At 74.4% G+C, this 25,959-nt stretch carries 24 protein-coding genes; 7 read left to right on the plus strand and 17 right to left on the minus strand.

All coding sequences use genetic code 11. The features are described from left to right. The first annotated feature begins 111 nt into the window (after nucleotides 1–111). From KGD84_RS23465 to KGD84_RS23490, 6 genes are all read left to right on the plus strand, one after another. Entirely contained in the window at nucleotides 112–903 is a 792-nt protein-coding gene (locus KGD84_RS23465; RefSeq protein ID WP_255646762.1) for an NUDIX hydrolase, read from the plus strand. Beyond that, nucleotides 900–1,973 (plus strand): serine/threonine-protein kinase, encoded by a 1,074-nt coding sequence (locus tag KGD84_RS23470; protein WP_220562551.1) that lies wholly within the window; start codon nucleotides 900–902, stop codon nucleotides 1,971–1,973. Before KGD84_RS23465 ends, KGD84_RS23470 begins: the two co-directional genes overlap by 4 nt. Before the next feature lie 74 nt (nucleotides 1,974–2,047). Then, nucleotides 2,048–3,037, plus strand: a complete 990-nt coding sequence (locus KGD84_RS23475; RefSeq protein WP_220562552.1) for a hypothetical protein — start codon at nucleotides 2,048–2,050, stop codon at nucleotides 3,035–3,037. Then, nucleotides 3,034–4,389, plus strand: a complete 1,356-nt coding sequence (locus KGD84_RS23480) for an adenylosuccinate synthetase (protein ID WP_220562553.1) — start codon at nucleotides 3,034–3,036, stop codon at nucleotides 4,387–4,389. The genes KGD84_RS23475 and KGD84_RS23480 overlap by 4 nt, the downstream gene beginning before the upstream one ends. 111 nt (nucleotides 4,390–4,500) lie before the next feature. Beyond that, entirely contained in the window at nucleotides 4,501–5,754 is a 1,254-nt protein-coding gene (locus KGD84_RS23485; RefSeq protein ID WP_220562554.1) for an NAD(P)/FAD-dependent oxidoreductase, read from the plus strand. 98 nt (nucleotides 5,755–5,852) lie between these two features. After that, nucleotides 5,853–6,770 carry an alpha/beta fold hydrolase gene (locus KGD84_RS23490; protein ID WP_220562555.1) on the plus strand — a complete coding sequence of 306 codons (918 nt, stop codon included), beginning with the start codon at nucleotides 5,853–5,855 and terminating at the stop codon, nucleotides 6,768–6,770. Nucleotides 6,771–6,844: 74 nt separating this feature from the next. On the opposite strand, the gene KGD84_RS23495 is transcribed toward KGD84_RS23490, so the two are convergent. The 14 genes from KGD84_RS23495 to KGD84_RS23560 form a co-directional block, all read right to left on the minus strand. Beyond that, entirely contained in the window at nucleotides 6,845–7,594 is a 750-nt protein-coding gene (locus tag KGD84_RS23495) for a YebC/PmpR family DNA-binding transcriptional regulator (protein ID WP_220562556.1), read from the minus strand. Further along, nucleotides 7,591–8,199: a pyridoxal 5'-phosphate synthase glutaminase subunit PdxT gene (gene pdxT / locus KGD84_RS23500; RefSeq protein WP_220562557.1), complete on the minus strand. Its 609-nt coding sequence runs from the start codon at nucleotides 8,197–8,199 to the stop codon at nucleotides 7,591–7,593. The genes KGD84_RS23495 and pdxT overlap by 4 nt, the downstream gene beginning before the upstream one ends. Nucleotides 8,200–8,266: 67 nt before the next feature. Further along, nucleotides 8,267–9,178: a pyridoxal 5'-phosphate synthase lyase subunit PdxS gene (gene pdxS / locus KGD84_RS23505; RefSeq protein ID WP_277615488.1), complete on the minus strand. Its 912-nt coding sequence runs from the start codon at nucleotides 9,176–9,178 to the stop codon at nucleotides 8,267–8,269. 187 nt (nucleotides 9,179–9,365) lie between these two features. Next, nucleotides 9,366–9,905 (minus strand): hypothetical protein, encoded by a 540-nt coding sequence (locus tag KGD84_RS23510; RefSeq protein WP_370634565.1) that lies wholly within the window; start codon nucleotides 9,903–9,905, stop codon nucleotides 9,366–9,368. A gap of 42 nt (nucleotides 9,906–9,947) precedes the next feature. Continuing rightward, nucleotides 9,948–11,078 (minus strand): glycosyltransferase family 4 protein, encoded by a 1,131-nt coding sequence (locus tag KGD84_RS23515; RefSeq protein ID WP_277615489.1) that lies wholly within the window; start codon nucleotides 11,076–11,078, stop codon nucleotides 9,948–9,950. A 3-nt stretch (nucleotides 11,079–11,081) separates the two neighbouring features. After that, complete coding sequence (locus KGD84_RS23520; RefSeq protein WP_220562559.1) at nucleotides 11,082–12,047, minus strand: phosphatidylinositol mannoside acyltransferase; 966 nt, start codon at nucleotides 12,045–12,047, stop codon at nucleotides 11,082–11,084. Nucleotides 12,048–12,066: 19 nt separating this feature from the next. Then, the gene (gene pgsA, locus KGD84_RS23525) at nucleotides 12,067–12,771 is read right to left on the minus strand and encodes a phosphatidylinositol phosphate synthase (RefSeq protein WP_220565271.1); all 705 of its coding nucleotides are present in this window, start codon (nucleotides 12,769–12,771) and stop codon (nucleotides 12,067–12,069) included. Between the two features lie 305 nt (nucleotides 12,772–13,076). After that, on the minus strand, nucleotides 13,077–13,646 hold the full coding sequence (locus KGD84_RS23530) for an HIT family protein (protein ID WP_220562560.1): 570 nt from the start codon (nucleotides 13,644–13,646) through the stop codon (nucleotides 13,077–13,079). A gap of 100 nt (nucleotides 13,647–13,746) precedes the next feature. Beyond that, the gene (locus KGD84_RS23535) at nucleotides 13,747–15,027 is read right to left on the minus strand and encodes a DUF885 domain-containing protein (RefSeq protein ID WP_220562561.1); all 1,281 of its coding nucleotides are present in this window, start codon (nucleotides 15,025–15,027) and stop codon (nucleotides 13,747–13,749) included. 89 nt (nucleotides 15,028–15,116) lie between these two features. Next, nucleotides 15,117–16,775, minus strand: coding sequence for a DUF885 domain-containing protein (locus KGD84_RS23540; protein WP_220565272.1), 1,659 nt, complete (start codon nucleotides 16,773–16,775; stop codon nucleotides 15,117–15,119). Between the two features lie 124 nt (nucleotides 16,776–16,899). After that, the gene (locus tag KGD84_RS23545) at nucleotides 16,900–17,493 is read right to left on the minus strand and encodes a GTP-binding protein (RefSeq protein ID WP_017572034.1); all 594 of its coding nucleotides are present in this window, start codon (nucleotides 17,491–17,493) and stop codon (nucleotides 16,900–16,902) included. Between the two features lie 34 nt (nucleotides 17,494–17,527). Continuing rightward, nucleotides 17,528–17,944, minus strand: coding sequence for a DUF742 domain-containing protein (locus KGD84_RS23550; protein ID WP_370634665.1), 417 nt, complete (start codon nucleotides 17,942–17,944; stop codon nucleotides 17,528–17,530). A 98-nt stretch (nucleotides 17,945–18,042) separates the two neighbouring features. Further along, the gene (locus KGD84_RS23555; RefSeq protein ID WP_073376201.1) at nucleotides 18,043–18,444 is read right to left on the minus strand and encodes a roadblock/LC7 domain-containing protein; all 402 of its coding nucleotides are present in this window, start codon (nucleotides 18,442–18,444) and stop codon (nucleotides 18,043–18,045) included. 232 nt (nucleotides 18,445–18,676) lie between these two features. Further along, complete coding sequence (locus KGD84_RS23560; RefSeq protein WP_220565274.1) at nucleotides 18,677–21,991, minus strand: sensor histidine kinase; 3,315 nt, start codon at nucleotides 21,989–21,991, stop codon at nucleotides 18,677–18,679. Nucleotides 21,992–22,710: 719 nt separating this feature from the next. On the opposite strand from KGD84_RS23560, the gene KGD84_RS23565 reads away from it, so the two are divergent. Beyond that, a complete protein-coding gene (locus tag KGD84_RS23565; protein ID WP_255646765.1) occupies nucleotides 22,711–23,793 on the plus strand; it encodes a M15 family metallopeptidase in 1,083 nt (360 codons plus the stop codon). Nucleotides 23,794–23,827: 34 nt separating this feature from the next. Here the strand turns inward: KGD84_RS23565 and KGD84_RS23570 are convergent, their stop codons facing one another. The 3 genes from KGD84_RS23570 to KGD84_RS23580 all read right to left on the minus strand — a co-directional run bounded on the left by KGD84_RS23570 (nucleotide 23,828) and on the right by KGD84_RS23580 (nucleotide 25,880). Next, complete coding sequence (locus KGD84_RS23570; RefSeq protein ID WP_220562563.1) at nucleotides 23,828–24,490, minus strand: hypothetical protein; 663 nt, start codon at nucleotides 24,488–24,490, stop codon at nucleotides 23,828–23,830. A 48-nt stretch (nucleotides 24,491–24,538) separates the two neighbouring features. Then, a complete protein-coding gene (locus tag KGD84_RS23575; RefSeq protein WP_255646766.1) occupies nucleotides 24,539–24,763 on the minus strand; it encodes a hypothetical protein in 225 nt (74 codons plus the stop codon). Between the two features lie 127 nt (nucleotides 24,764–24,890). Beyond that, complete coding sequence (locus KGD84_RS23580) at nucleotides 24,891–25,880, minus strand: LacI family DNA-binding transcriptional regulator (RefSeq protein ID WP_370634666.1); 990 nt, start codon at nucleotides 25,878–25,880, stop codon at nucleotides 24,891–24,893. Between the last annotated feature and the right edge of the window lie 79 nt (nucleotides 25,881–25,959).

The following is a 25,959-nucleotide window of genomic DNA, read 5'->3' on the forward strand; positions in this document are numbered from 1 at the left end:
CGTACCGGACCGGGCGGTTCGGCCGGGAAAAGGGGTGGACTCCGCGGCGGGGGCCGTGCTAAGTTCTTCTCGAAGCGAGAAAAACTCACTCTGAGAAGAACTGGACCGACCATGGTGGACGACGGGATGCGGCGGGACGCGGACGAACGGGAGTTCCTGGCCGCCTACGACCCGCACGCCTACGCCCCCGTCGCGGTGACCGTCGACGTCGTGGCGATGACCATCCGCGCCCGGGAGCCGCTGGTGCTGCTGGTCCGCCGGGGCGCCAGCCCGCAGAAGGGCCGGTGGGCGCTGCCCGGCGGCTTCGTCCGGGCCGAGGACGGCCCCCGGGGGCCCGCCGACCCCGACCTGCCCGACGCCGCGCTGCGCGTCCTGGCCGAGAAGACCGCCCTGCCCACCACCCTGCACCTGGAGCAGCTGGGCACCTACGGCGCCCGCGGCCGCGACCCCCGCATGCGGGTCTTCTCGGTGGCGTACATGCTGCTCGCCCCCGACCTGCCCGACCCCGAGCAGGGCCGCGACACCGCCGAGGCCGCCTGGGTCCCCTGGCGCGACCTCGGGCACGGCGGAACCGCGCGGTACGAGCCCGCCTTCGACCACGCGCGGATCATCGCCGACGCCGTCGAGCGGGCCCGCGCCAAGCTGGAGTACACCTCCCTGGCCACCGCGTTCCTGCCGCCGGTGTTCACCATCACCGACCTGCGCGAGGTGTACGAGGCGGTGTGGGACCGGTCCCTGCACGCCGCCAACTTCCACCGCAAGATCCTCGCCGCCCCCGGCTTCGTCCGGGACACCGGGGAGCTCGCCGACCGAGGCGGCTCCGGCGGTGGCCGCCGCCCCCGCCTGTACCGGGCGGGCGGCACCGCCGCCCTGCACCCGCCGCTGCTCAGGAGCGCCCCATGACCCCCGTGGAGGTTTCGATGACCGTCGAGGAGGCGACCCGCGCCGTCCTCACCGCCCGCGACCCGTCCGACCTGTTCGGGCCGCTGCCCGCCGACGACACCGTGCCCGCTGCGGCCTCGTCCGCCCACCGGCGGCTCGCCCGCCTGCTGCACCCCGACACCCCCGGGGGCGACGCCGCGCTGTTCACCCGGCTGACCGGGATGTGGACGCGCTACCAGGAGGCCGTCCGGGGCCGGATCGGGTTCGACGACCACGTGGTGGTGACCGCATCCCGCGGCTACCACGTGGGGTCCTCCCCCCTGGCGTCGGGCGACGTCGCCGACCTGTACCCCGTCCGCTACCAGGACGGCGGCTGGCGCGACGCCGTGATCAAGGTGCCCCGGTCCCCGCGCGACAACGACCTCATGGAGGCCGAGGCCACCGCCCTGGAACGGATCCGCGAGCGCGGGCCGGAGGAGGCGCGGGCGTTCTTCCCCCGGCTGCTGGAGTCGATCCGCCACCGCGACGCCGCGACCGGGGTCGAGCGCAGGGCCAACGTGCTGGACCGGCTGGACGGCTTCCACAGCCTGGCCGACGTGCGCCGCGCCTACCCCGACGGCGTCGACCCGCGCGACGCCGCGTGGATGTGGCGCCGCCTGCTGGTGGCGGTCGACGCGGCCTCCCGGGCCGGGGTGGTGCACGGGGCGGTGGTGCCCGAACACGTGCTGATCCACCCCGGGGAGCACGGCCTGGTCCTGGTCGACTGGTGCTACTCGGTCACCGCGCACGCCGCGCGCACCGCCCCGCACATCCCCGCGATGGTCCCCCACCGCAAGGACCTCTACCCGCCCGAGGTGGCCGAGCGCGGCCCCGCCTCGGTGCGGACCGACATCTACATGGCGACCCGGTGCATCGAGTACATCACCGCCGGGCGCCTGCCCCGGGAGCTGCGCTCGTTCGCCAGGGGCTGTGCCCTGCCGGCGGCGCGGCAGCGCCCCTCCGACGGGTTCGCCCTGCTGATCGAACTCGACGAGGTCCTGGAGCGGCTCTACGGGCCGCGCCGGTTCCGCCCCTTCACCATGCCGGACTGACCCCGCGGATCGCGACATCCCGCGGACCCCGGCCCACCGACCCCGAAACCCCTTCACCCCAGAGGAGAACCACCATGGGAAGCAGCCACTGGTCCACCGACGCCTACCACGCCCGCAAGGCCTACAACGCCTCCGCCGGACGCAGCGACTTCGGCTACACCGACGACGTGCTGTCGTCCGTCCCCCGCACCAAGTGGAAGGTCCACGAGAAGCTCGACCCCAAGGGCGTCGCCTTCCGCGAGAGCCGCGACTCCGACGAGCACCCCGAGTCCCTGGCCATCTCGGTGCTGTTCGACGTCACCGGCTCGATGGGCCGCGTCCCCCGCGTGCTCCAGACCAAGCTGCCCGCGCTGTTCGGCCTGCTGCTGCGCAAGGGCTACGTGGAGCACCCGCAGATCCTGTTCGGCGGGATCGGCGACGCCACCTGCGACCGGGCCCCGCTCCAGATCGGGCAGTTCGAGTCCGGCAACGAGCTGGAGGAGGACCTGAACAACATCCTGCTGGAGGGCGGCGGCGGCGGACAGGTCACCGAGTCCTACGAGCTGGCCATGTACTTCATGGCCCGGCACACCGCCATGGACTGCCTGGACAAGCGCGGCCGCAAGGGCTACCTGTTCCTCATCGGCGACGAGAAGGCCTACGGCAAGGTCAAGGCCCGCGAGGTGCGCGAGGTGATCGGCGACGACCTGGCCGAGGACATCCCGTTCCCGCAGATCCTCGCCGAGCTGCGGCGCAGGTTCGAGGTGTACTTCATCATGCCGAGCGGCAGCAGCCACTTCACCAACGACGCCGTCCGGTCCTTCTGGGACGAGCAGCTGGGCCAGAACGTCATCCACCTGGAGGACCTGGGCGCGGTGTCGGAGACCATCGCGGTGACCATCGGCCTGTCCGAGGAGGCCATCGACCTGGAGGAGGGGCTGGCCGACCTCGCCGACGCCGGGTCCGACGCCGGCGGCGTCGTGGGCAGGGCGCTGGCGCCGCTGGCCGGTCCGCGCGGATCGGTCGTGCGCTCGACCGGGCTGCCCGGCGGCGACGCCTCGGCCCCGGGGACGGACCGGCTGTGAGCGCCCCCGCGTGGGCCGACACCTCGGCCGTCGTCGTCGACCTGGGATTCGGCGACGCGGGCAAGGGTGTGACGGTCGACCTGCTGTGCGCACGGCGGCGCTACGGCGCCGTCGTGCGCGCCAACGGGGGCGCCCAGGCCGCCCACAACGTGGTGGCCCCGGACGGACGCCACCACACGTTCTCCCAGTTCGGGGCGGGGACCCTCGCCCCGGACGGGCCGGTGCCCACGCACCTGTCCCGGCTGATGGTGGTGGACCCCCTCGCCCTGGCCGCCGAGGGCGCCCACCTGGCGTCCCTCAGCGTCCCGGACCCGTTCGGACTGGTCACGGTGGACGAGCGGGCCCTGATCGCCACCCCCTGGCACCAGGAGGCCAACCGGATCCGCGAGCGGGCCCGGGGCGGCGGCCGCCACGGGTCGTGCGGGATGGGCGTGGGCGAGGCGATGGCCTACGCCCTGGCCCGGCCCGGGGACGCGCCCACGGCCGGCGACTGCCGCACGCCCGCGGTGCTGCGCCGCAAACTGCACCGGCTGGCCGACCACCTCGACGCGCTCCGCCGCGAGCTCGGCGACGGGTCCCGGACGTCCCCGGACGTCGAGGACTGCGTCGCGGCGTACGGGGGGTTCGCCCGGAGGGTGCGCATCGTGGACGAGTCGTACCTGCCGGGCCTGCTGGCCCGCGCCCCGGTCGTGTTCGAGGGCGCCCAGGGGGTGCTGCTGGACGAGTGGCACGGGTTCCACCCGCACACCACCTGGTCCACGACCACCACCGCGAACCCGCTGGCGCTGCTGGCCGAGGCGGGCCGCCCCGGCGACGCCCGCCGGATCGGGGTGGTGCGCGCCTACACCACGCGGCACGGGGCGGGGCCCTTCCCCACCGAGGACCCGTCGCTGGCCGGCCTGCTGCCCGAGCCGCACAACGGGACGCACCCCTGGCAGGGGGCGTTCCGGGTGGGCCACCTGGACCTGGCGGCCCACCGGTACGCCCTGGCCGCCACCGGCGGGGTGGACTCCCTGGTGGTGACGCACGCCGACAGCGCCGCCGCGGCCGGCGGCCGGCTGCGGCGCTGCACCGGCTACACCGACCGGGCGGGGCGGCCGCTCGTGCCCGTCCCGGGCGACGCCCCGGCCCCCAGCCACCCGCTGCACCCGGCGCCCGGACCCCTGGACGCCCGCGCCGACGCCCACCTGCGCCGCCAGGCGGCCCTGGCGGACGCCCTGGCCGCGGCCCGGCCCGTCCTGGCCGACGGCCCCACACCGCCGGAGGAGATCGCCGACGCCCTGGGAACCCCGCTGGAGGCGGTCTTCTCCGGCCCCACCCGCGACGACGCCCGGATCACCGCCCCGGCCTGATTGTCCTTCCAGGACAGAAACACCCCTCTGCCTTGTCTCCTTCCGACAAGCCCCCTGTCCCGAACAGGGGAGATGGTGGGTCCGACGGTCGTACGGAAGAAGAGGGCGGAGATGACGGACACGGGGCGTGCGGTCCGGCACGTGCTGGTGGTGGGGGCCGGGGTCGTCGGGCTGTCCACCGCGTGGTTCCTCCAGGAGCGCGGCGCAGAGGTCACCGTCGTGGACCGGGACGGGATCGGCACCGGCGCCTCCTGGGGCAACGCCGGATGGCTCTCCCCCGGCCTGGCGATCCCGCTCAACGAGCCCGGCGTCCTGCTCCAGGGGCCGCGCTCCCTGGTCGACCCCGACGCCCCGCTGTCGATCCCGCCGACCGCCTCCCCCGCCCTGTGGTCGTTCCTGCTCCGCTTCGCGGCACACTGCCGGTGGCCCTCGTGGGAGCGCGCGGTCCGCGCGAACCTGCCGCTGAACACCGCCTGCCTGGAGGCGTTCGACGAACTGGAGAAGGCGGGCGTGGACACCACCGCCGTCTCCTCCCCCATCACCGCGCTGTTCCGCTCCACGCGCGCGGCGGCCGCCCTGGTGCGCGAACTCGACCGGATCGGCTCCTCCGGGCTGGAAGTGGAGTACACCGCCCTGGCGGGGGACGACGCGCGCTCCGCCGCACCGCAGGCGGCCGCGTCGATCAGTGCCGCGGTGCGGCTGTCCGGGCAGCGCTACGTCGATCCGGGCGGCCTGGTCCGCAACCTCGCCGCCTCGGTGCGCGAACGCGGCGGCACGGTCCGCGGCGGGTTCGAGGCGGCCTCCGTGCACCGCTCGGGTTCGACGATCACGGTGGTCTCCGGGACCGGTGAACCGCTGCGCGCCGACGCCGCGGTGGTGTGCGCCGGCGCCTGGTCCGACCGGCTGCTCCGCCCCCTGGGGGTGCGGGTCCCGGTGCGGGCCGGCCGCGGCTACTCCTTCACCGTGCCCGTCGAGGACCTCGTCCCGGGACCGGTCTACCTGCCCGAGGCCCGGGTGGCGTGCACGCCCTACCGGGGCGGGCTGCGGGTGGCCGGGACCATGGAGTTCCGGGAGCCGGACGACGCCCTGCGGCCCCGCCGGGTCGAGGCCATCGTGCGCTCGGCCCGCCCCTTCCTGAGGGGGGTGCGCTGGGAGGAGCGGACCGACGTGTGGGTGGGCCCGCGCCCGGTCTCCCCGGACGGCATGCCCCTGGTCGGCGCCACCCGCCTCCCGGGCGTGTACACCGCCGGCGGCCACGGCATGTGGGGCCTCACCCACGGCCCCGTCACCGGCCGCCTCCTGGCCGAGCGGATCGCCACGGGGAAGGCCCCGGAGGCCCTGGCCGCGTTCGACCCCCTGCGCTGAGAGACCCCGGACCGGGACCGGACCGCCGACGGACGGCGGCCCGGTCCCCGGCCGTGTGCGCGGCTCCCGCGCAAACCCGAGGAATCCGAGGAAGAGTGATGAGTCCCCTGCCCGTACCGCCGCTGGGCCCGGCCCGTTCGGTGTACCGGTCGGCGGCCGGCGAGGTCGCCGTCCGCGCGTGGTGCGAGGCGGCCCTGGCCCGGGAGCCGAGGCTGCGGACGCGCCGGGTGCCGGCGGCCGGCCGGGACACGGGGGTCCACAGGCTGTCCGGCGGCCCGGCGACCCCGGTCCTGCTGCTGTCCGGCGAGCTCCTGGGGACGGCGAACCTGGTCCCCGCCCTGCGCCTCCTGGCCGAGGACCGGCCGGTCCTCTCCGCCGACCTGCCCGGTCTGCCCGGGACCGGCGACGCCTCCCGCTCCGCGCTGCACCGCGCGGGCGCCCTGGGGGCCTGGCTGGACGACCTGTTACCCCGGATCACCGACGCCCCCGTGATCGTGCTCGGCCACGGGATCGGCGCGGTCGCGGCCCTGACCGCGGCACCCTCGCCGCTGGTCGCGGCCCTGGTCCTGGTCGGCCCGGACGGCCTGGCCGCCCCCGTTCCCGACCTCGGCAGGACCCGCGCCGCCTGGGCGTGGCGGCTGTCCCCGAACGCCCGGACCGCGGCCGGACTGCTCGACGCGCTGGGCGCCCCGCCGGAGCGGGAGGGACACCCGCTGACGGTGTGGACGGCGCTGGTGGGGCGCCACTGCCGGGCCGAGCCCGTGCCCGGCCTGCTGCGCGGCGAGGAGTTCCGGGACTGGTCCGGCACACCCGTGGCCGTCGCGACCGGGGAGCACGACCGGGTGCTCACGCCGTCACTGCTGAGCGGTCCCGCGCGCCGCCTGCTCGGGACGGGGGTGAGCGTCCTGCCCGGCGCCGGGCACCTCGCGCTCCACGACGCCCCGGAGGCGGTCCGCGACCTGCTGCGCGAGAGCGATCCGCACCGCCCGCGGCACGGCCCCGTCCTCGCGCCGTGACGGCCCCCGCCCCCCGGACGCCGGTGGCCGCACTCCCGGGCGGGGGTGCGGCCACCGGCGTCGTGACGGGTCGGTCAGCCGAGCTCGGCCATGACCTCGTCGGGGATGTCGGCGTTGGTGAAGACGTTCTGCACGTCGTCGGAGTCCTCCAGGACGTCCACCACGCGCAGGACCTTCTTGGCGGTCTCGGCGTCCACCGGGACCTCCATGGTCGGCAGGAAGCTGGACTCCGCCGACTCGTAGTCGATGCCCGCCTCCTGGAGCGCCGTGCGCACCTGGACCAGGTCGGTGGCCTCGCAGACGATCTCGAAGGCCTCGCCGATGTCCTCGACCTCCTCCGCGCCGGCGTCCAGCACCGCGAGGGTGACGTCGTCCTCGGTGGTGCCCTCCTTGGGCACGATCACGACGCCCTTGCGGTTGAACAGGTACGACACCGATCCGGCGTCGGCCATGTTGCCGCCGTTGCGGGTGACCGCCACGCGCACCTCGGAGGCGGCGCGGTTGCGGTTGTCGGTGAGGCACTCCACGAGCAGGGCGACGCCGCCGGGGGCGTAGCCCTCGTACATGATGGTCTGCCACTCGGCGCCGCCGGCCTCTTCACCGGAGCCGCGCTTGCGGGCGCGCTCGATGTTGTCGAGGGGGACCGAGTTCTTGCGGGCCTTCTGGATCGCGTCGTAGAGCGTCGGGTTCCCGTCGGGGTCACCGCCACCGGTGCGCGCGGCCACCTCGATGTTCTTGATCAGCTTGGCGAAGAGCTTGCCCCGCTTGGCATCGATGACGGCTTTCTTGTGCTTGGTGGTGGCCCACTTGGAGTGGCCGCTCATGCGAGTCCTTTCACGATGTCGACGAAGAGGCGGTGGATACGCGCGTCGCCGGTCAGTTCGGGATGGAAGGACGTGGCCATCAGGCCGCCCTGTCGTACGGCGACGATCCTACCGGCCTCGTCGGGGCCGGGGACGGCGCCGAGCACGGTGACGTCCGGTCCGACCTCCTCCACCCAGGGCGCCCGGATGAACACCGCGTCGAACGGCCCGCCGTCCAGCGCGCCGATGCGGACACCGGTCTCGAAGGACTCGGTCTGGCGGCCGAACGCGTTGCGGCGCACCGTCATGTCGATGCCGCCGACCGTCTCCTGGTCCGCGGTGCCCCCCAGGATACGGTCGGCGAGCATGATCATCCCGGCGCACGTCCCGTAGGCGGGCATCCCGGCGCGGACGCGCTTGCGCAGCGGTTCGAGCAGCCCGTACCGCACGGCCAGCTTGGACATCGTGGTGGACTCGCCGCCGGGGATCACCAGCCCGTCGACGGTGTCGAGGTGCTCGGGCGAGAGGACCTTGACGGTGTGCACGTCGAGGGTGTCGAGAACGCGCTGGTGCTCGGCGACGTCCCCCTGGAGGGCCAGGACGCCGATGGTGGGTCTGTGGGTCACGTACGTCCTCACTCTGTACTGCCTGAACGGGGGGACGGGCCCGGGCGTCCGCCCGGGCCCGGGGCCGCTACCAGCCGCGCCCGGCGTACCGCTGGGAGTCGGACAGCTCGTCCAGGTTGATGCCGACCATGGCCTCGCCCAGGCCGCGCGAGACGCGCGCGATGACGGCGGGGTCCTCGTAGTGGAGGGTGGCCTGCACGATGGCGTCGGCGCGCTTGGCCGGGTCGCCGGACTTGAAGATGCCCGAGCCGACGAACACGCTCTCGGCGCCGAGCTGGCGCATGAGCGCGGCGTCGGCGGGGGTGGCCACGCCGCCCGCGGAGAACAGCGGGACCGGGAGCTTGCCCAGCTCGGCCACCTCCTTGACGATGTCGTAGGGGGCGCGCAGCTCCTTGGCGGCGCCGAACAGCTCGGCCTCGTCCAGGGTGCCCAGGCGCTTGATCGCCGCGCGGATGGACCGCATGTGGCGGGTGGCCTCGACGACGTTGCCGGTGCCGGCCTCGCCCTTGGAGCGGATCATGGCCGCGCCCTCGGCGATGCGGCGCAGGGCCTCGCCCAGCTCGGTGGCGCCGCAGACGAACGGCACGGTGAACGCCCACTTGTCGATGTGGTGGGCCTCGTCGGCGGGGGTCAGGACCTCGGACTCGTCGATGAAGTCGACGCCCAGGCTCTGGAGGACCTGCGCCTCGACGAAGTGGCCGATGCGGACCTTGGCCATGACCGGGATCGAGACGGCCTCGATGATCCCGTCGATCATGTCGGGGTCGGACATGCGGGCCACCCCGCCGTCCTTGCGGATGTCGGCGGGGACGCGCTCCAGGGCCATGACCGCGACGGCACCGGCGTCCTCGGCGATCTTGGCCTGGTCCGGCGTGACGACGTCCATGATGACGCCGTTCTTGAGCTGCTCGGCCATGCCCCGCTTGACGCGCTGGGTACCGACTGCGCCGTCGGGGGTGGTCGCTGCGTTGTCAGCCACGGTGGTGGACTCCCGTCCCATCAGGTGTTTCCAGGGGAATGGGCGCGCCCGGACGGCGGCCGGCGTTCGCGCGTCGGGGGCGCGCGGACGCCTCGGCGCCGCGCACCCCGGGTCTCCCGGACCACCATGGTAGTTCCTCCCCTTCCGGGGGGCTTTGGCCAGATAGGCGTTTTCCGGGGCCCCGGCCTTACAGGGTGTCGGGTGCGGCCACCGGGGCCGGGAGCTCCGGCGGCCGGTCGTCGATCTCGAAGAAGTCCGGCAGCGGTGCCCCGCCGGCCAGGCGGAACAACCGGACGACCCGGGAGCGGCGCGCCCGGCGGGTGTCGGCGACGGCGGCGTTGTAGAACACCCGGGCCAGGTGGACACCCCTGGCGGCGGAGGCCGTGGCGGGCAGCAGCCCGGCGGCGTCGGCGGCGCGCAGCGCGGCGGGGTCGGCCAGGGTCCGGCGCAGGGAGTGGGACAGGGCGCTCTCGGCGGGTTCGCCGCCGTCGGCGGCGTCGGCGGCCGGGAGCAGGGCGGCGGCGTGGACGGGACCCAGCACGCGGGCCAGGCGGAGGGCGGTCTCCCGGCGCCGGTCCAGGGCGGTGCGCAGCCCGGCCCGGGACAGGTCCACGCGCTGGTGGAGCCGGTGCAGCCGGGTGGCGCGCCAGGACAGGTAGAGGGCGCAGGCGATCACGGCGACGAGGGCGCCGACGACCACGAGAACCGCCAGGGCCTGCTCGCTCACGGTGCGCACCCCCTCGTTCCCAGGTTACGGACCGGGGCGGCGTCAGTGGGTGCGGACACGCTCCCCCGCCAGAACGGTCTCGTAGACGGACACGATGTCGGCGGCGACGGTGTCCCAGTCGTAGGCCCGGACGGCCTCCCGGGCGGCCCGGGACAGGACGGCCCGGCGGTCGGGGTCGTCGAGCAGGGCGTCGGCCCGGCGCGCCAGGTCCGCGGCGTCGCCGACGGCGAACAGCTCGCCGGCCCTGCCGCCGCCCAGGACGGCGGAGAAGGCGGGGATGTCGCTGGCCAGGAGCGCGGCCCCGGCGGCCATGGCCTCGGTCAGGACGATGCCGAAGCTCTCCCCGCCCAGGTTGGGGGCGCAGAACAGGTCGGCGGAGTGGTAGGCGCGGACCTTGTCCCCGTCGTCGAGGCGGCCGGTGAGGACGATCCGCTCGCGCAGCCGGTCGGGCACGGCGGCCAGCGCCGGGCCGGGGTCGCCGGGGCCGGCGACCAGCAGGCGCAGCCCGGGCCGGTGCGGGGCGAGCCGGGTGAACGCCTCCAGCAGCACGGCCAGCCCCTTGCGGGGTTCGTCCAGGCGGCCCAGGAAGCCGATGGACCCGCCCTCCCCCGGGAACCCGGGCAGCGGCCGGGCGTCGGCGAACCGGCGGACGGCCACCCCGTTGGGGATGAGCACGGCGTCGCCGCCGAGGTGTTCGACCAGGGTGCGGCGGGCGGCCTCGGAGACCGCGATGCGGGCGTGGACCTTCTCCAGGGCCGAACGCAGCGCGTGGGAGCCGGCGGACATCGCCCGCGAGCGCGGGTTGGCGGTGTGGAAGGTCCCCACCAGGGGGCCCTCGGCGGCCCAGCAGGCCAGCAGGGAGACGCTGGGGGCGGCGGGCTCGTGGATGTGCAGGACGTCGAACCCGCCCCGGGCGATCCACCGGTGGACCCGGGCCGCCGTGCGCGGCCCGAAGCTCAGCCGGGCCACGGACCCGTTGTAGGGCACGGGCACGGGGCGCCCGGCCGGGACGAGGTGGTCGGGCAGGTCGGCGGCGCCGTCGCCGACCGGGGCCAGGATCGAGACCTCGTGGCCGCGGGCGATGAGCGCGTCGGCGAGGTCGCCGACGTGCTGCTGCACCCCGCCGGGGACGTCCCAGGAGTAGGGGCAGACCAGGCCGATCCGCATGCCCATGGCCTACCCGGCCCGCCCGCCCGCACGCGTCGGGGCCTCCGGCGCGGCCCCCGCCTCCCGGCGGGCCCGGAGGGCGCGGTCCGCGTCCAGGTCGCTCACGAAGACCGGCTGGAGCATGTGCCAGTCCTCGGGGTGCTCGGCGATGGCGCCCTCGAACACCCGGACCAGGTCCTGGCTGGTGCGCCGGATCCGCTCGGAGCGGGTGGCGCCCTCCGCGACGGGGACCTCGTCGTGGATGCGGATGCACCAGTGGGGGCCGTCGTACCACAGGGAGACGGGCAGCAGGGCGGCCCCGGTGTTCATCGCCAGGGCGGCCGGGCCGGTGGGGACGCGGGCGGCCTCCCCGAACAGCTCGACCTCCACGCCGGTGCCGTTGATGTCGCGGTCGGCGAGCAGGCACACCAGGCCGCCGTCGCGCAGCCGGCGGGTGAGGGTGCCCACGGTGCCGACGGCCCCGCCGGTCAGCGGCAGCACCTCCATGCCCAGGGACTCGCGGTGGGCGGTGAAGCGCCGGTACAGGCTCTCCGGCCGCACCCGCTGGGCGACGGTGGTGAGGGGGATGCCGCGCAGCGTGATCCAGGCCCCGGCGTGGTCCCAGTTGCCCATGTGGGGCAGGGCGACGACGGCTCCGCGGCCGTCGGCGATGGCCTTCTCCAGGGTCTCGACGCCGGTGGCGCGCGTGTCGCCGAGGATGCGCTCGGGCGTCATCGCCGACAGCCGGAACATCTCGTAGAAGTAGCGCATGTAGGAGCGCATCCCGGCCCGGGACAGGGCGCGCAGCTGGGCGTCGGTGGCACCGGGGCCGACCAGGCGGCGCAGGTTGCGCTCCAGGCCGCGGGTGCCCTCGTCGTGGGTCCGCCAGGAGCGGTCGGCCAGGTGGCGGAACACCGCCCGCCCCGCGCTCTCGGGAGCGCGGCCCACGGCCGCCCATGCCGCCGCGTAGGCGGCTGCGGCCACCCGTTCGTCCACGTCGTGCCCCTTCCGGTGTCTAGCGCTGGTTGCCGGGTGCCGGTTCGGCGCCCTCGTCGGTGTCGTCGAGGAGGTCCGGGGCGGCCCCCTCCGCGGGCTCCGCGCCGACGGCGTCCTCCTGCTCCCGCTCCCTGTCCCGGGCGTCGATCTCGTTGAGCCGCGCCCGGGTCTCCAGCAGGCGCTGGAGGATGGTCAGCAGGCTCATGCCGGCCAGCACCCACAGGCCGCCCGCCAGGACGTAGGGGACGCCGAACTCGCTGAGGGCCACCGACACCAGGATGACGATGAGGCGTTCGGTGCGCTCGGCCACGCCGACGTCGCAGTTGACGCCCAGGCCTTCGGCGCGGGCCTTGATGTAGGACACCATGAACCCGCTGATCAGGCAGAACAGGGTGAGTCCGGCGAGCAGGGGGTCGTCCCCGCCGGCGATGAACCACCACAGCAGGCCCGCCAGGATGGCCGCGTCCGCGATGCGGTCGAGGCTGGAGTCGAGGAACGCGCCGAAGGCGCTCTCGGAGTCCTTGGCCCGGGCGACGGCGCCGTCGAGCATGTCGAAGAGCACGAACACGGTGATGACCACCGAGCCCGCGTACAGCTCGCCGCGCGGATAGAAGTAGAGGGCACCGGCCACGACGCCGGCGGCACCGATGATCGTGACGATGTTGGGGGTCAGGCCGATCCGGGCCAGGCTCCGGCCGAGCGGAGCGGTGACCCTGGAGACCAAGGGGCGAAGGATTCTCAGCATGTCGTCTAGTGCACCTCCACCGGCATGTGCCGGGGATTTCCTGGCGCACGCGACGCCCCGCCGGCCGACGGGCCTGCGGTCCGTGCGCGATCGACGCCAGCCGGGACGGCACCGGCCCGGATGTCTGGGGTTCTGGGAGGTACCGCGCGTGCGCGCACGGGGCGCGCACGGCGATGATCCTAACAGTCGGCCGCGGCGATACGCCGCGAACGGCGCGTCCCCGCACCGGACGAACGAATCTCGTGTCCGCCGGGTTCCACGGCCCCTACCCCGCTCCGCCGGGATCAGTCCGAGGGCCAGTGTCCGGCGAGCCGTTCCCGGGTCTGCTCCAGGAGCTCGGGGAGCACCTTGGTGTGGCCGATGACCGGCATGAAGTTGGTGTCGCCGCCCCACCGGGGGACGATGTGCTGGTGCAGGTGGGCGGCGATGCCGGCCCCGGCCGCCGACCCCAGGTTCATGCCCACGTTGAACGCCTGGGGGCGGTAGGCGGCGGTGAGGGCCCGGATGCCCTCCTGGGTGAGGGTGGCGACCTCGGCGGTCTCCTGCTCGTTGAGGGCGGTGTACTCCGACACGTGGCGGTAGGGGCACACCAGCAGGTGGCCGCTGTTGTAGGGGTACAGGTTGAGGACGACGTAGGCGCTCTTGCCGCGGTGCACCACCAGGCCCTCGGGGTCGCTCAGGCCGGGGGCCCGGCAGAAGGGGCAGCCGTCCTCGGGGCGCGGGCCGGAGGGCTTGTTCTCGCCCTTGATGTAGGCCATCCGGTGCGGGGTCCACAGCCGTTCCCAGCCGTCGGGCTCCCCCGTGCCCGCGCCGGGGGCGCCGCCCCGCTCCTCGTAGCCGCTGCCGTCCGTCATCGCCGACCCCTCCGCGCCGTCGTGCCCTGTCGCGGACCCAGCATAGAAGCGCCGGGGAGGTGGCCGCGGCCACGGGCCGCGGACCTCCCCGGCGGGGCGTTCAGAGGCCGAGCAGGGTGCGCAGGTGCCGGGGGGCGAGCGGGCCGTGGGCGAGCAGGGCCCGGGGCCCCGCCCCGGGTCGGGCCCCGGACAGGTCCGCGAGCAGCGCGGCGGTCTCCCGGCGGGCGATGTACCGGGCGGCCGCGGGGAACACGGCGGTGCGCACCCCCTGCCAGATCCGGTCGGCCTCCTCGACGTCGTGGTGGCCGCGCACGGTGAGCATGCCGATCGCCTCGGGCTCGGTGAGGTCGCCGGTGTGCAGGCGGATCTCGACGACGGCGGCCAGGGCGTCGCGCAGCCGGTCCAGGGCGGCCAGCAGGCGCAGGGCCCGGTCGGCGCGGACCCCCTCGGCGTCGCCCGGGTCGCCGCCGGACCAGCCCCGGCGGGCCAGCTCGTCGGCCGCGTACGCCTCCCAGCCCAGGACGAACAGCGGAGCGGGCAGCAGGGCGCGCACCGGCGGCGCCCCGTCGCCGGGGGCGGGCCCGCAGGTCAGCGCCTGGGCCCGCGCCACCAGGCGGGTGACGCGCAGCCGCAGGTCGTGGCGGTGGTGGCGGGCGCGGTGGTCCAGGCGGTGTTCGGGGACGCGGGGGCCCGCGGCCCGGCGCTGTGCCAGGCCGTGGGCGGCGAACAGGATGTGGCCGCGTGCGGCGGAGGCGACCCGGTGGCAGGCCATCAGGGCCGTGGTCCGCTCGCCGGGGGCCGCCGAGGCGGGTGAGAGCACCACGCGGACCCGGGATTCGAGCTCGGTCTCCAGGTGCTCTCCGACGCGCATCGCGGCGGTGAGGTGCGCGGGCGGGACTCCGGGGCCCTTCTCCAGCCGGGCCAGGAGGACGCCGGTGTGCCCGGGGATCTCCAGGGCCGCGGCGAGGACGGCGTCGCGGTACTCCGCCTCCGGCAGCCGGACGTCGTCCAGGAGTCCGGCCAGGGCCGCGGCGGGGTCGTGGGCGACCGGGTTCCAGGTCTGGGGGCGCAGGTCCGCGGTGCGCCACAGCAGGGCGGCGGCGCGGGCGCGCAGGACGTCCCGGTCGATCAGCTCGTCGGGCGTCGCACGGGCCGGGGCGGCCCCTTCCGCCTCGTGCAGGGCGCGCCGGTACAGGGCGGTGCGCCGCCCGTCCCCTTCCGGACTCCGGTCGTCGAAGAACCACCCGGGGGCCGCCGGGTCGCCGAGGGAGCGGGCCCAGGAGGGGTCGGCCGCCCGCAGGGCCTTCAGGGCGCGGTCGGCGGCCGCGGGGAAGGGGGACGGGGGGCGCAGGCGTGCGGTGGGTCGCCGCGGGATGCTCATGCCGTCACCCTGCCACGCACGCGTCGGCCGTCCCCGGGGCCTGACCGGCTCCGGACGGTCCGGTTCCGGCCAGGCCCCGGGCGGGGCGTTCAGAGGCCGAGCAGGGTGCGCAGGTGCCGGGGCGGCGGGGAGCCGTGCGCCAGCATCATGTCGTGCCGCTCGCGGTCGGACCGGCCGGGGTGGACGGCGGCCAGGTCGCGGGCGATGTCCGCGACCTCGGCCTGGCCCACGTAGTAGGTGGACAGCTGGGCGCTGGTGAGCAGGGCCCGGCGCCACTTCCCGGCGGCCTCGCCCTCCTCCTGGTGCCCCCGCCCGACGAGCAGCGACATCGCCTCGGCCTCGGTGAGGTCGCCGGTGTGCAGGCGCACGTCCAGGATGGCGTTGAGGATCATCCGCAGCCGCATCTTGAGCTGCACCAGCCGCAGCACCGCGTTGTCGGCGGGGTCGTCGGACCAGCCGTGGCGGGCCAGCAGCTCCTCGGCGTAGACCGCCCAGCCCTCGACGAAGGGGCCGCTCCACAGCACCCGGCCCACCCGCGTGCCGCCGCGGTGGCGGGAGGCGTGGGCGAGCTGGAGGGCGTGGCCGGGCACCGCCTCGTGGACCATGAGGTTGCGCAGCAGCCCGGCGTTGTACTCGCGGAAGAACGACTCCCGGCGGGCGGCGGGCCAGTCCCGCGGGGGCGGGGAGACCGCGACGAGCGTGGGGCTCTGCGCGGCCCGGGGGTCCAGCGGGCCGGGCGGGTCGCAGTAGGCGACGGCGATCCCGCGCCGCGACTCCGGCATGGGGATGACGCGGACGGGGTCGTCGTACACGGTGACCAGGTCCAGTTCGCGCACCCGTCGGTCCAGGTGCGCCAGGGCGTCCTCGCACAGGGGCCGCACGGTGTCCGGGCCGGTGGCGTTCTCCGCGGCGACCCGGGCCAGCGCCTCGGCGGCCAGTCCGGCGGCGGGCGGGCGTCCGAGGTAGGCGGACGAGGCCTCGGCCAGGGCCTCCTCGGTGGCGATGAGGTCGCTCTGGGCGCGGACCAGCAGCGCCTCGGGGGACAGCTCGGAGTCGAGGGTGTACCAGAGCCGGGCGGCGTAGACCCGCTCGCCCAGGCGCGGGTCTGCGGTGGCGGACTCCAGCCGTCCGCTCAGCCACTCCCCGTACTCCTCCACCGCCCCGAGGGCGGCCTCCAGGGCGTTCTCCAGGTCGGCGGGGGCGGCGTCGGGCTCCCGGGCCGCCAGGGCGGACACGCCGTCGGAGAGGAGCGTGCGGGTGCCCTCCAGCTGTGCCAGGGCGGTCTCCACGTGCACCCGGGACATGCCGGGGCCGGACCCCAGGCGCTCGCGGGCCACGGCCAGGTGGCCGGGCAGGGCGGAGCAGCGCGCGGCCAGCGCCGCCAGCCGGTCGGCCACGGGGAGCTGCTCGCGCTCCACCAGCGCGTACACGGCGTCGCCCGGGGAGTGCTCCAGGGGGTCGTGGGAGAGCGGGCGCAGCTCGGCGGTGTGCCACAGTTCGGAGCCGATCCGGGCGCGCAGGACCTCCAGGTCGACCCGGTCGCCCGGGGAGAGCAGGTCGTCGTCGATGTCGTCGAGGGAGCCCAGGGCGTCGGTGAAGAGGCGCGCCCGCCGTGTGTCGGCCTCCTCGGAGCGGTCGGTGAGGCGGTCCGCGCCGCGCGGGTCGCCCAGGTCCAGGGCCCACTCCGGGTCCTCGTCGAGGAGGGCGTCGAGCACGCGCTCGGCGACCTCGCGGAAGCGGCCGGTCATCCCCGGCTCGGGATGGGAGGAAGAGCTCATCCGGACATGATGCCAGGCAGCACGGACGCCCGGTTCCCGTCTGGCGGGAACCGGGCCGTGCACTGTGCGGGACCCCGGCCCGAATCGGCCTCCGCTAGCGCCAGGAGTTCTGGCCGCCGGTGGAGGTGGGCTGTCCTGCGGCGCCCTCGGGGTCCCCCACCGTGATGGCGTGCTCGACGAGGGTGATGAGCGTCGACTTGGTGGAGGCCCGGTCGCGGGCGTCCACCTGGACGATCGGGATCTCCGGGCTGAGCGTGAGCGCGTCCCGGACCTCGTCCGCGGCATGGGGGTAGTACCCGTCGAACCCGTTGATCGCCACGATGAAGGGCAGGCGCGCCTCTTCGAAGTAGTCGATCGCGGGGAAGCAGTCCGCGAGGCGGCGGGTGTCCACCAGGACCACGGCGCCGATGGCGCCCTTGACCAGGTCGTCCCACATGAACCAGAACCGGTGCTGTCCGGGCGTGCCGAACAGGTACAGGATCAGGTCCGAATCGAGAGACACACGGCCGAAGTCCATGGCGACGGTCGTGGTCTGCTTGTCCGGCGTCTTGGCGAGGTCGTCGACCCCGACGCTGGCGCTGGTCATGACCGCTTCGGTGGTCAGCGGCACGATTTCGGAGACGGAGCCCACGAATGTCGTCTTCCCGACACCGAAGCCCCCGGCGACGACGATCTTGACCGACGTCATCGCGTTCCCCCCAGCACCGCCTTCCTCGGCCGGGCTAGAGCTTGCGAAGTCCACTGAGCACCCTTTCAAGCAGGTTGGTGTTCGGGCGGGCGTCGTTGTTGAGCGAAGACCTGATCTGGACCAGTCCCTGCTCGGACATGTCCGCCACAAGCACCCGCGCCACGCCGAGCGGCATCCGCAACAGCGCGGAGATCTCCGCCACGGAGCGCCACTCCCGGCACAGGTCGCTGATCGCCTGCCATTCGGGCGTCAGCGTGCCCGACTCGTTGAGGGCCGTCGTCGTCGTCGAGATCAGAGCTTCGAGGGGAAGCTGCGACTTCGGCTTGGTACGGCCCTTGGTCACCGCGTAGGGGCGGACCAGAGAACTGGGCGCGCTTCCCGCAGCGGATCGTTGATCGTACGGTTGTTGGATAGGTCGAGGAACATCTCCGCCGCCCGGAACCGCCGGGATCCCCCCTGTGGGGGGACCGCTCGGCTGTTGTCCGAACCACGAGGCGCTCCCGGCATCTCTACTGTGAGGTGCCACCACTTCCTCCTGTCGGTGGTGGATCAGTGGATTCCCGAGGTGCGCGCCGCTGGTGTCAGCGCCCGCCCCGCCCGCTCGACGAGCAGGGTCATCTCGTACGCGACCAGACCGAGGTCGCTCTCCGCGGAGGCCAGTACCGCCAGGCAGGAGCCGTCGCTGATGGCCATGATGAGCATCAGCCCCCGCTCCATCTCCACGACGGTCTGGGCGACCGCACCACCCTCGAACACCCTGGCCGCGCCCTGGGTCAGGCTGGACAGGCCGGAGGCGATCGCCGCCAGCTGGTCCGCGCGGTCGGCCGGGAAGCCCGCGGACGACGCCAGCGGCAGACCGTCGGACGAGACGACGATCGCGTGGGCGACATCGGGTACCCGGTCGGCAAAGTCAGTGATCAACCAGTTGAGTTCATTCACCTGTCGACTCATCTGATCTCCTGTCCAAGTTCGCCGGCTGGTCTCTTCGGCACTGCTACCGCCGGCACGGCATGTGACAGCACTGCCTCTGCAACTGCCCGGACCCTCCCGTGGGGGTGGTCGGGAGCCTGGTGTTCGATTCTCTTCGAGCGACGGGTGTGACGCGTCCGAGAAGCTCGGTAGATGCTATTGCATCCGGCTTCCCTGAATAAGAGGGACCCTGCCCCGCCGTTGTCCACTCCGGTCACCCCTCCGACTGCCCGTCGCCCAGGCGGCTGCGGCCATCGCGGACGCCCTTCTGGAAGCCCGAGAACCGGTTGCGGACGCGATCGGCGCTGCGGGTCGGCATCTGCTTGAAGTTCTCCGGCTTGGGGGCGGTCCCAGGGACAAGGTTTGCCTTGGGAACCCGTTTTGGCAACCCCGAGGTGGTCAGGCCGCCCGCGATGGGCTCGGCCGCCGACCGCGCGGCCTTCCAGCCGCGGTCGGCCGCGGAGTTCCACTCCTGCTCGGAGCGGGTCTCCGGTTCCGCGGTCCGGGCGGACTGCGGTGCCGCGGTCGCGGAGGGGGCCGCCGGGGCGGCGGGCGCCGCCGGGACCTGGCGGATGGGGCCGGTCTCCGTCGCGTCCACCGTGGGCCCTCCGCCGGTGCGGCGGCGGAACCAGTTGGACTCGATGGCGTCGAAGATCGGCAGGGAGTCGTTCTCCTCGCCGCCCGGAGTGGGCGGGACGACCGTGTTGCCGGCCGGGCCCTGGGCCGCGCCGTAGCGGCGGGACAGGTAGGCCGTGGAGCCGTAGCCCTCGCGGTTCTCCCCCGCGCCGTTGCCCGAGCGCCAGGAACCGGTCTCGTTCGCGGCCGGGGGCCGCTGCCCGCCGGTGGTCCAGTCCGTGGAGGACGGGGCCGCCGGGGCGGACGAGGCGGAGACGGCCGGGAAGGTCTCGGTGTCGGACTCGTCCCGGCGTCGGCCGGCGTCGGCCGGGGAGCCGTTGCCCGAGAGGGCGTCGGACGAGGGGCGCTCGGAGCGTCCGCCGCCGAAGGCGTCGTAGCTCTCGGGCTCGGGGCGGCGGAACGCACCGGTGTCGGACGGGCGGCGGAAGGCGCCGGTGTCCGCGGGGCGGTCGAACGCGCCGGTCTCGGAGGGGCGGTTGAAGGCCCCGGTGTCGGCGGGCCGGCTGAACGAGCCGGTGTCGGTGGAGCGGTCCACGGGGCGCTCGAAGAGCGATCCGCCGGTCTCCTCGCGCGGCGCCGGGTCGAAGAGGCTGTGTCCGGTGCTCTCGGGCGCCGGCGCGGTCTCCTCGGGGGTGTCGTAGGGGTCCACGACACGGCGCTGGGAACCGGTCTCGCCGGAGATCGCGCCGGAGCCGCCGGTGGTGCCCCAGACGTCGGAGCCGGTGCTCTCGGTCCCGGCGGAGGAACCCGAGTTCCACAGGTCCTGGCCGCTGGGCGGGTGCTCGTCGGCGCGCGAGGACGTGCCGGGCTGGCGCTTGGGCAGTCCGGCGCCCAGGTCGGTGCCGGCGCCCTGGGTCTGCCAGGTGTCGGTCGGCTCGGGCGCGGCCGGGCCGGAGGCGAAGGCCGCCTCGGCGTCGGCGTAGGTGTCGGGGGCCGCCGCGGAGAGCTCCAGGCGGCTGTCGGCGCCGCCCAGGGCGTGCTGGCCCTCGACCGGGGTGATGAGCAGGTCCGGCGGGAGGATGACGACCGCGGTGGTACCGCCGCCGTGCGCCTCCTTGAGGTTCATGCGGATGCCGTGGCGGTGGGCCAGGCGCGAGACCACGAAGAGGCCCATGCGGCGCGAGACCGCGACGTCGATGACCGGCGGGGAGGCCAGGCGGGCGTTGATCGCCGCCAGGTCCTCGGCGGCCATGCCGATACCGCTGTCGGTGACGTCGACCTGGACGCCGCCGTTGTCGAGGGTCTTGGCGCTGACCAGGACCTCGGTGTCGTGCGGGGAGAACGAGGTCGCGTTCTCCACCAGCTCGGCGACGAGGTGGATGACGTCGTTGACCGGGCGGCCCAGCACCGAGATGTGGGAGGGGGCGCGCACGTTGACGCGCTCGTACTGCTCGACCTCGGAGACCGCGCCGCGCAGCACGTCGACCAGCGGGACCGGCTGGGCCCACTTGCGCGTGTTGTCCTGCCCGGAGAGGACCAGGAGGTTCTCGTTGTTGCGGCGCATGCGCGTCGCGAGGTGGTCGAGCTGGAACAGGTCGGACAGGCGGTCGGAGTCCTGCTCGGACTGCTCCAGGCCGTCGATCAGTCGCAGCTGCCGTTCCACCAGGGTCTGGCTGCGGCGGGACAGGTTGACGAACATCGCGTTGACGTTGCTGCGCAGGGCGGCCTCGTCGGAGGCCAGTGTCAGGGCCACGCGGTGGACGTCGTCGAAGGCCCGGGCCACCTCGCCGATCTCGTCGTGCGTGTCGACCTCGATCGGGGTGACCTTGACGTTCTCGGGGACCGCCCCGGCCTCCTGCATCCGGTTGATCGCGTCCGGCAGGTCGCGCTCGGCGACCCGGCGGGCGCCGTCCTCCAGGGTGCGCAGCGGGCGCACCAGGGAACGGACCACCAGGGAGGTGAGGATGAACACGGCCAGGAGCACGCCCGCGACGACGACGAGGTCGATCAGGGCGCGGGTGAGCGCGGTGGCGCGCAGCTGGGCGGCGTCGTTCTGGATGCCCTCGGCGACCTGCTCCTCGACGTCCTGGAGCTTGCCCAGGGCGACGCCGGCGATCTCGATGTAGTCGTCGGGTCCGTCGTTGGAGGTGACGCCGCTCAGCGGTGCGTTGCGCTCGGCGCGGTACATGACGCGCATGCGCATCGTCGAGACCTGGCTGACCTGGAGGCCGGTGAAGTTCTCGTCGAAGATGTCGCGCTGGGTGGGCGAGGCCGCCTGGACGAAGTTGGAGATCTCGTTGTCGTAGCGCGCGCGGCTGGAGTCGATCGCCTCGGCGATACCGCCGGTCATCGAGTTGCGGTAGAGCGAGTGGCCCATCAGGGCGGTCTCGTACGACAGCTGGTCGCGGGCGTTCGACAGGGCCGTCAGCGTGCGGACGCTCTCACGCAGTTCGGTGTCGCCGGTCTCGTCGGCGATCGTCTGGTTGAACTCGGTGAGCGAGCGCGTGATGGTGCGGTACTTGGTGACGACCGGCAGCACCGTGATGCGGGTGTCGTCGACCTCGTCGCGCAGCGAGTCCAGCGTGGTGAGCTGGGTGCGCATGTTGTTGAGGCGCGTGTTGGCGAGGCTGCCGTCGACCTCGCCGATGTCCTCCAGCCGCGCGTTGAGCGTCTGCTGGAGGTCGAGGGTGGCGGCGCGCTCCTCCTCCAGGGCCTGGCGCTTGTCGTCGGAGCGGCGCGCCGGGTCCGGGTCGTCGGAGATGTAGACCGCGCTGGCGCTGCGTTCGCGACCGAGCTGGTTGGCCAGCTGCACGATCAGGACGCCGACCTCGGCGCGGTCCTCGATGTGCGCGTGGGTGACCGTGGAGACCGCGGCCTCGTAGACCCGCAGACCGCCGAGGGCGAGAGCCACGGCGGTGGGGATGACGATGAGGGCCACCAGACGGGAACGCACCCGCCAGTTACGTGGCCTCCACCAGTCGGGACTGCGCTGGGACGCGGCATCGGCTTGTTCGGCCTGCGCCGCCTCGCTCTGCGCGCCGGTCCCGTTTTTCGTCGCTCGTGTCGACACGGACCCTCGCAACCTTTCGTGTCACCGCCGTGAACGGCTGTCGGTACCCAGGGCCGACCGCTCCGACCCGAGCAGCACTCGGGCACATCGGCATGGACCACTGGTGGCCACCGAACCGGTAAGCGGTGGGGAATGTGGGGAGATGTGAAGACTGTCCGCCGGACTCGCCTGGGAGGAGAGGAGCCGCCCACCCGACCAAAGAGTTCCAGCGGGTGCGCGTGCGGTGGATAGCGTACCAATGGGGGCGAAGGGATCGCTGCGGGCGTTCGGGCCCCACAGAGCAAGATCACTTCGCTCACCGAGCCCCATAATGCCGTCATTGTCGGCATTATTACCAATCTCCCTGGTCAGCCATGGGGACCGAAACCCGACCGGGCGTTCGGGTAACTTTTTGGACACACCATCGGCTTCCCCATCAAGACCACCTCGACATGACATCGTGACAATACGTACACGCAGGTCCGGGGGAGGAAGCGGGCATGTGCGCGGTATTGCGTCCATCGTCGAACACACTGGGTAATGACCGAAAAGCGGAACGTTCGGGCAGCCCAACGCGGGTCCGCTCCGCCGGGCCCGCATTTTCGGTCAGGTTCGCATTTCCCGTGGGCCTCGCCGTGCTCGCGGCGTTCTCCTGCCCCTCCCCCGCCGCCGCCGAAGACCCCGTGGTCGAACTGGCGACTCTGCGCGCCGAACTGGAGGGATTGCGCGCCGAGGCCGGGGAGCGGATCGAGGAGTACATCGCCGAACGCGAGCTCCTGGAGGAGCTCGCCGAGGAGGGGGAGTCCGCCCGGGAGCGCGTCGCCGAGGCCCGGGCGCGCGGGGAGGCCTCCCGGCTGGCCGTCGCCCGCCAGGCCGCCGCCGTCTACAAGGGCGCCGACCTGTCGCCCGCCCGCGTCCTGTTCGGGGCACAGGGGCCGGCGGGGATGCTGGACCTGGCCGCCGACCTGTCGCTGATCGGCGACCACCGCTCCGCTGAGCTGGGCCGGGCCCGCGCGGCCGGGGTCGCCGCGGACACGCACTCCGAGACGGCGCGGGAGGCCGAGCGCGAACAGGAGGAGGCGACCGAGCGGGCCGACGAGGCGCGCGAGGAGGCCGAGGAGGCGATCCGGGTCCAGGAGAAGGCCCTCGCCGGGCTGATCGCCGAGCAGACCCGGCTGGAGGCCCGCCGGGAGGCCGGGGAAGGCGCGCCGCGCGAGGCCAGGGACGCCCCGGCGTCCGGGGCCCTGCCCGGCCCCGAGCCGGGCGCCGGGACCGGTCCTGCGGCGGACGCCCCCGCCTGCGCCGGGGGCGACGTGTCGGCGCACTCCAACGGGCGCATCCCCGACTCGCTGCTGTGCCCGCTCCCCCAGCCCGGGGAGCGGCTGCGCGCCGACGCCGCCGCGGCCTTCATCGACCTGGACGCCGCCTACCGCGAGAGGTTCGGGCGCGCGATGTGCGTGACCGACTCCTACCGCCCGTACCACGAGCAGGTGTCGCTGTTCGAGCAGATGCTGCCCGGCATGGCGGCCCGGCCGGGGACCAGCACGCACGGGATGGGGCTGGCCGTCGACCTGTGCGGGGGCGTGAACGTCCCGGGCAGCCCCGAGCACGAATGGATGCTCGACCGGGCCCCGGGGTTCGGCTGGGACAACCCGCCCTGGGCGCGCGGCGGCTTCGAGCCCTGGCACTGGGAGTACACGCCCTAGGGACCCGCGGGGCCCGCGGCGGGTGTGCCCCGGGTCAGACCCGGGAGCCGACCCTGACCTCGTAGGAGCCCAGCTCGCCCAGGTCCACGAACACCTCGTCGCCCTCGGCCAGCGGACCGGAGTCCACCGGCAGCAGGGCGTTCACCCGGCCCGCCTCCCGGGACAGCCAGGGGTCCCCGGGGTCCAGCACGGCGCGCCCGCGCTCGGTGCCCTCGACCTCCACGGCCGCCTCCCAGTCCGCGATCGGCTCGTCGGAGGTGACCAGGACCGGGCCCAGGCCGAGCAGGACGGGCTCCCCCGCGGCGTCCAGCCACAGGCAGGCGGGCGTGCGGGCGTCGACCCGCCCCGGAGCACCGGCGACCGCCGCGAGGCCCACACGGGCGCTGTGGGCGGTGGCCGGGACGGGGTCGTCCACGGCGCCGACCAGGCGCGGGGGGACCTCCCAGACGTCGCCGCCGGACAGGACGGCCACCGGGGAGGACGGGGAGAGCGGGGCGCACATGCGCGCCTCCCACTCGACGATGATCTCGATGGGCGCCCGGCGGGTGCTGGCCAGCACCCCGGCCAGGGCGGGCACCCCGTCAGCCAGCAGTTCGTCCAGGCTCCGGGGGTCGGGCACGCCCAGCACGTCGCCGTCGTCCAGCGCCCCCACTCGCTCGCCGCCGCCACTCGGGGACAGGTAGGTCACCCAGCGCACCGCATCCTCCTCGGTCCCCCGCCTCGTCCGGACCACGGCGGCGGGATCTCAGATCGCCACGGTCGGGCTGTGCTCCTTGCCGGTGCCGGCGCATCCCCGGCACGGCTCGTCGACCCGGAGCCACACGATGATCCCACTCGTGTCCCGGTGCGGGCGCTCGGGCCGCCACCATCCGGTACCCGAGCAGAACCGGCAGTCGAGGCCGTCCCGGTCGCACCATTCGCACGAGGAGATGGCACACCGCGTGTGCGTCGGTTCCCGCATCGGGTTCATGCGCCCCCACCGTCTCCCGCGAAGTCGCGACCAGCCTTGCACATGCATCTGCACACGTCCACCCGCCGGGGCGCCCCGGTGCCCGCCCGGGCCGTGCCGGACCGCCCGGAAGGGACGTCCGGGCCGGTCAGGCGGACTCGCGGACCACCAGGCGGGTGTCGAGCATGACGGTCTCGGACTCGGCCGCGCGCGGGATCGCGACGTCCACCAGCAGGCGCGCCATCTCCTGGCCCATCTGGACCGAGGGCTGGTGGACCGTGGTGAGCGCGGGGTCGCTGTAGTGGGCCATGAGGGTGTCGTCGTGGCCGACCACCGCGACGTCCTCGGGCACCCGCAGCCCGCGGGCGCGCAGGACCCGCAGCCCGCCGATCGCCATCATGTCGGAGGCGATGAAGACCGCGTCGGGCGCGGGCCCGCCGTCGAGCAGCCGCTCCATGGCCTCGGCACCGCCCTCGACGCTGAAGTCGCCCTGGACCACGAGCCGGTCCTCGATCTCGATGCCCGCCTCGGCCATGACCCGCTGGTACCCGCGCAGGCGCTCCACGCCGGCGTACATGTCCAGGGGGCCGGTGACGGTGGCGACCCGGCGGTGGCCCTTCTCCAGGAGGTAGCGGACCGCCTTCTCGGCGCTGCCGACGTTGTCGATGTCGACCCAGAACGGGGAGGGCACCTCGGCCAGCGGCCGGCCGCCGTGCACGACCGGCACGCCCGCCGCCGCCAGGCGCCGGGGCAGGGGGTCGTCGCGGTGCAGGGACACCAGGAGGGCGCCGTCCACGTGGAAGCCGCTGAGGTACTCGCCGACCCGCTTGTGCTCGGCCTCGCTGCGGGCGGTGGTGAGCATCAGCTGGAGGTCGCGCTCGTGCAGGACCGAGCTGACGCCGCGGACGATGTCGGCGAAGAACGGGTCGGAGAAGAGCCGGTCGCGCAGCTCGGAGACCACCAGGGCGATCGTGTCCGTGCGCCGGGTGACCAGGGTGCGCGCGGCCTGGTTGGGGCTGTAGCCCAGTTCGGCGATCGCGTTGTGGACCGCCTCCCGGGTGCGCGGGCTCACCTGCGCCGACCCGTTGATCACCCGGGAGACGGTCCCGCGGCCGACCCCGGCCCGCTCGGCCACCATCTCCAGGGTCGGACGCCGCCGACCGCCACCGTCACCGCTCTTGGCCACTTCGCGTGCTCCCTCTGGGAAAAATCGTACG

It is taken from the genome of Nocardiopsis changdeensis (assembly GCF_018316655.1).
Classification (GTDB): Bacteria; Actinomycetota; Actinomycetes; order Streptosporangiales; family Streptosporangiaceae; genus Nocardiopsis; species Nocardiopsis changdeensis.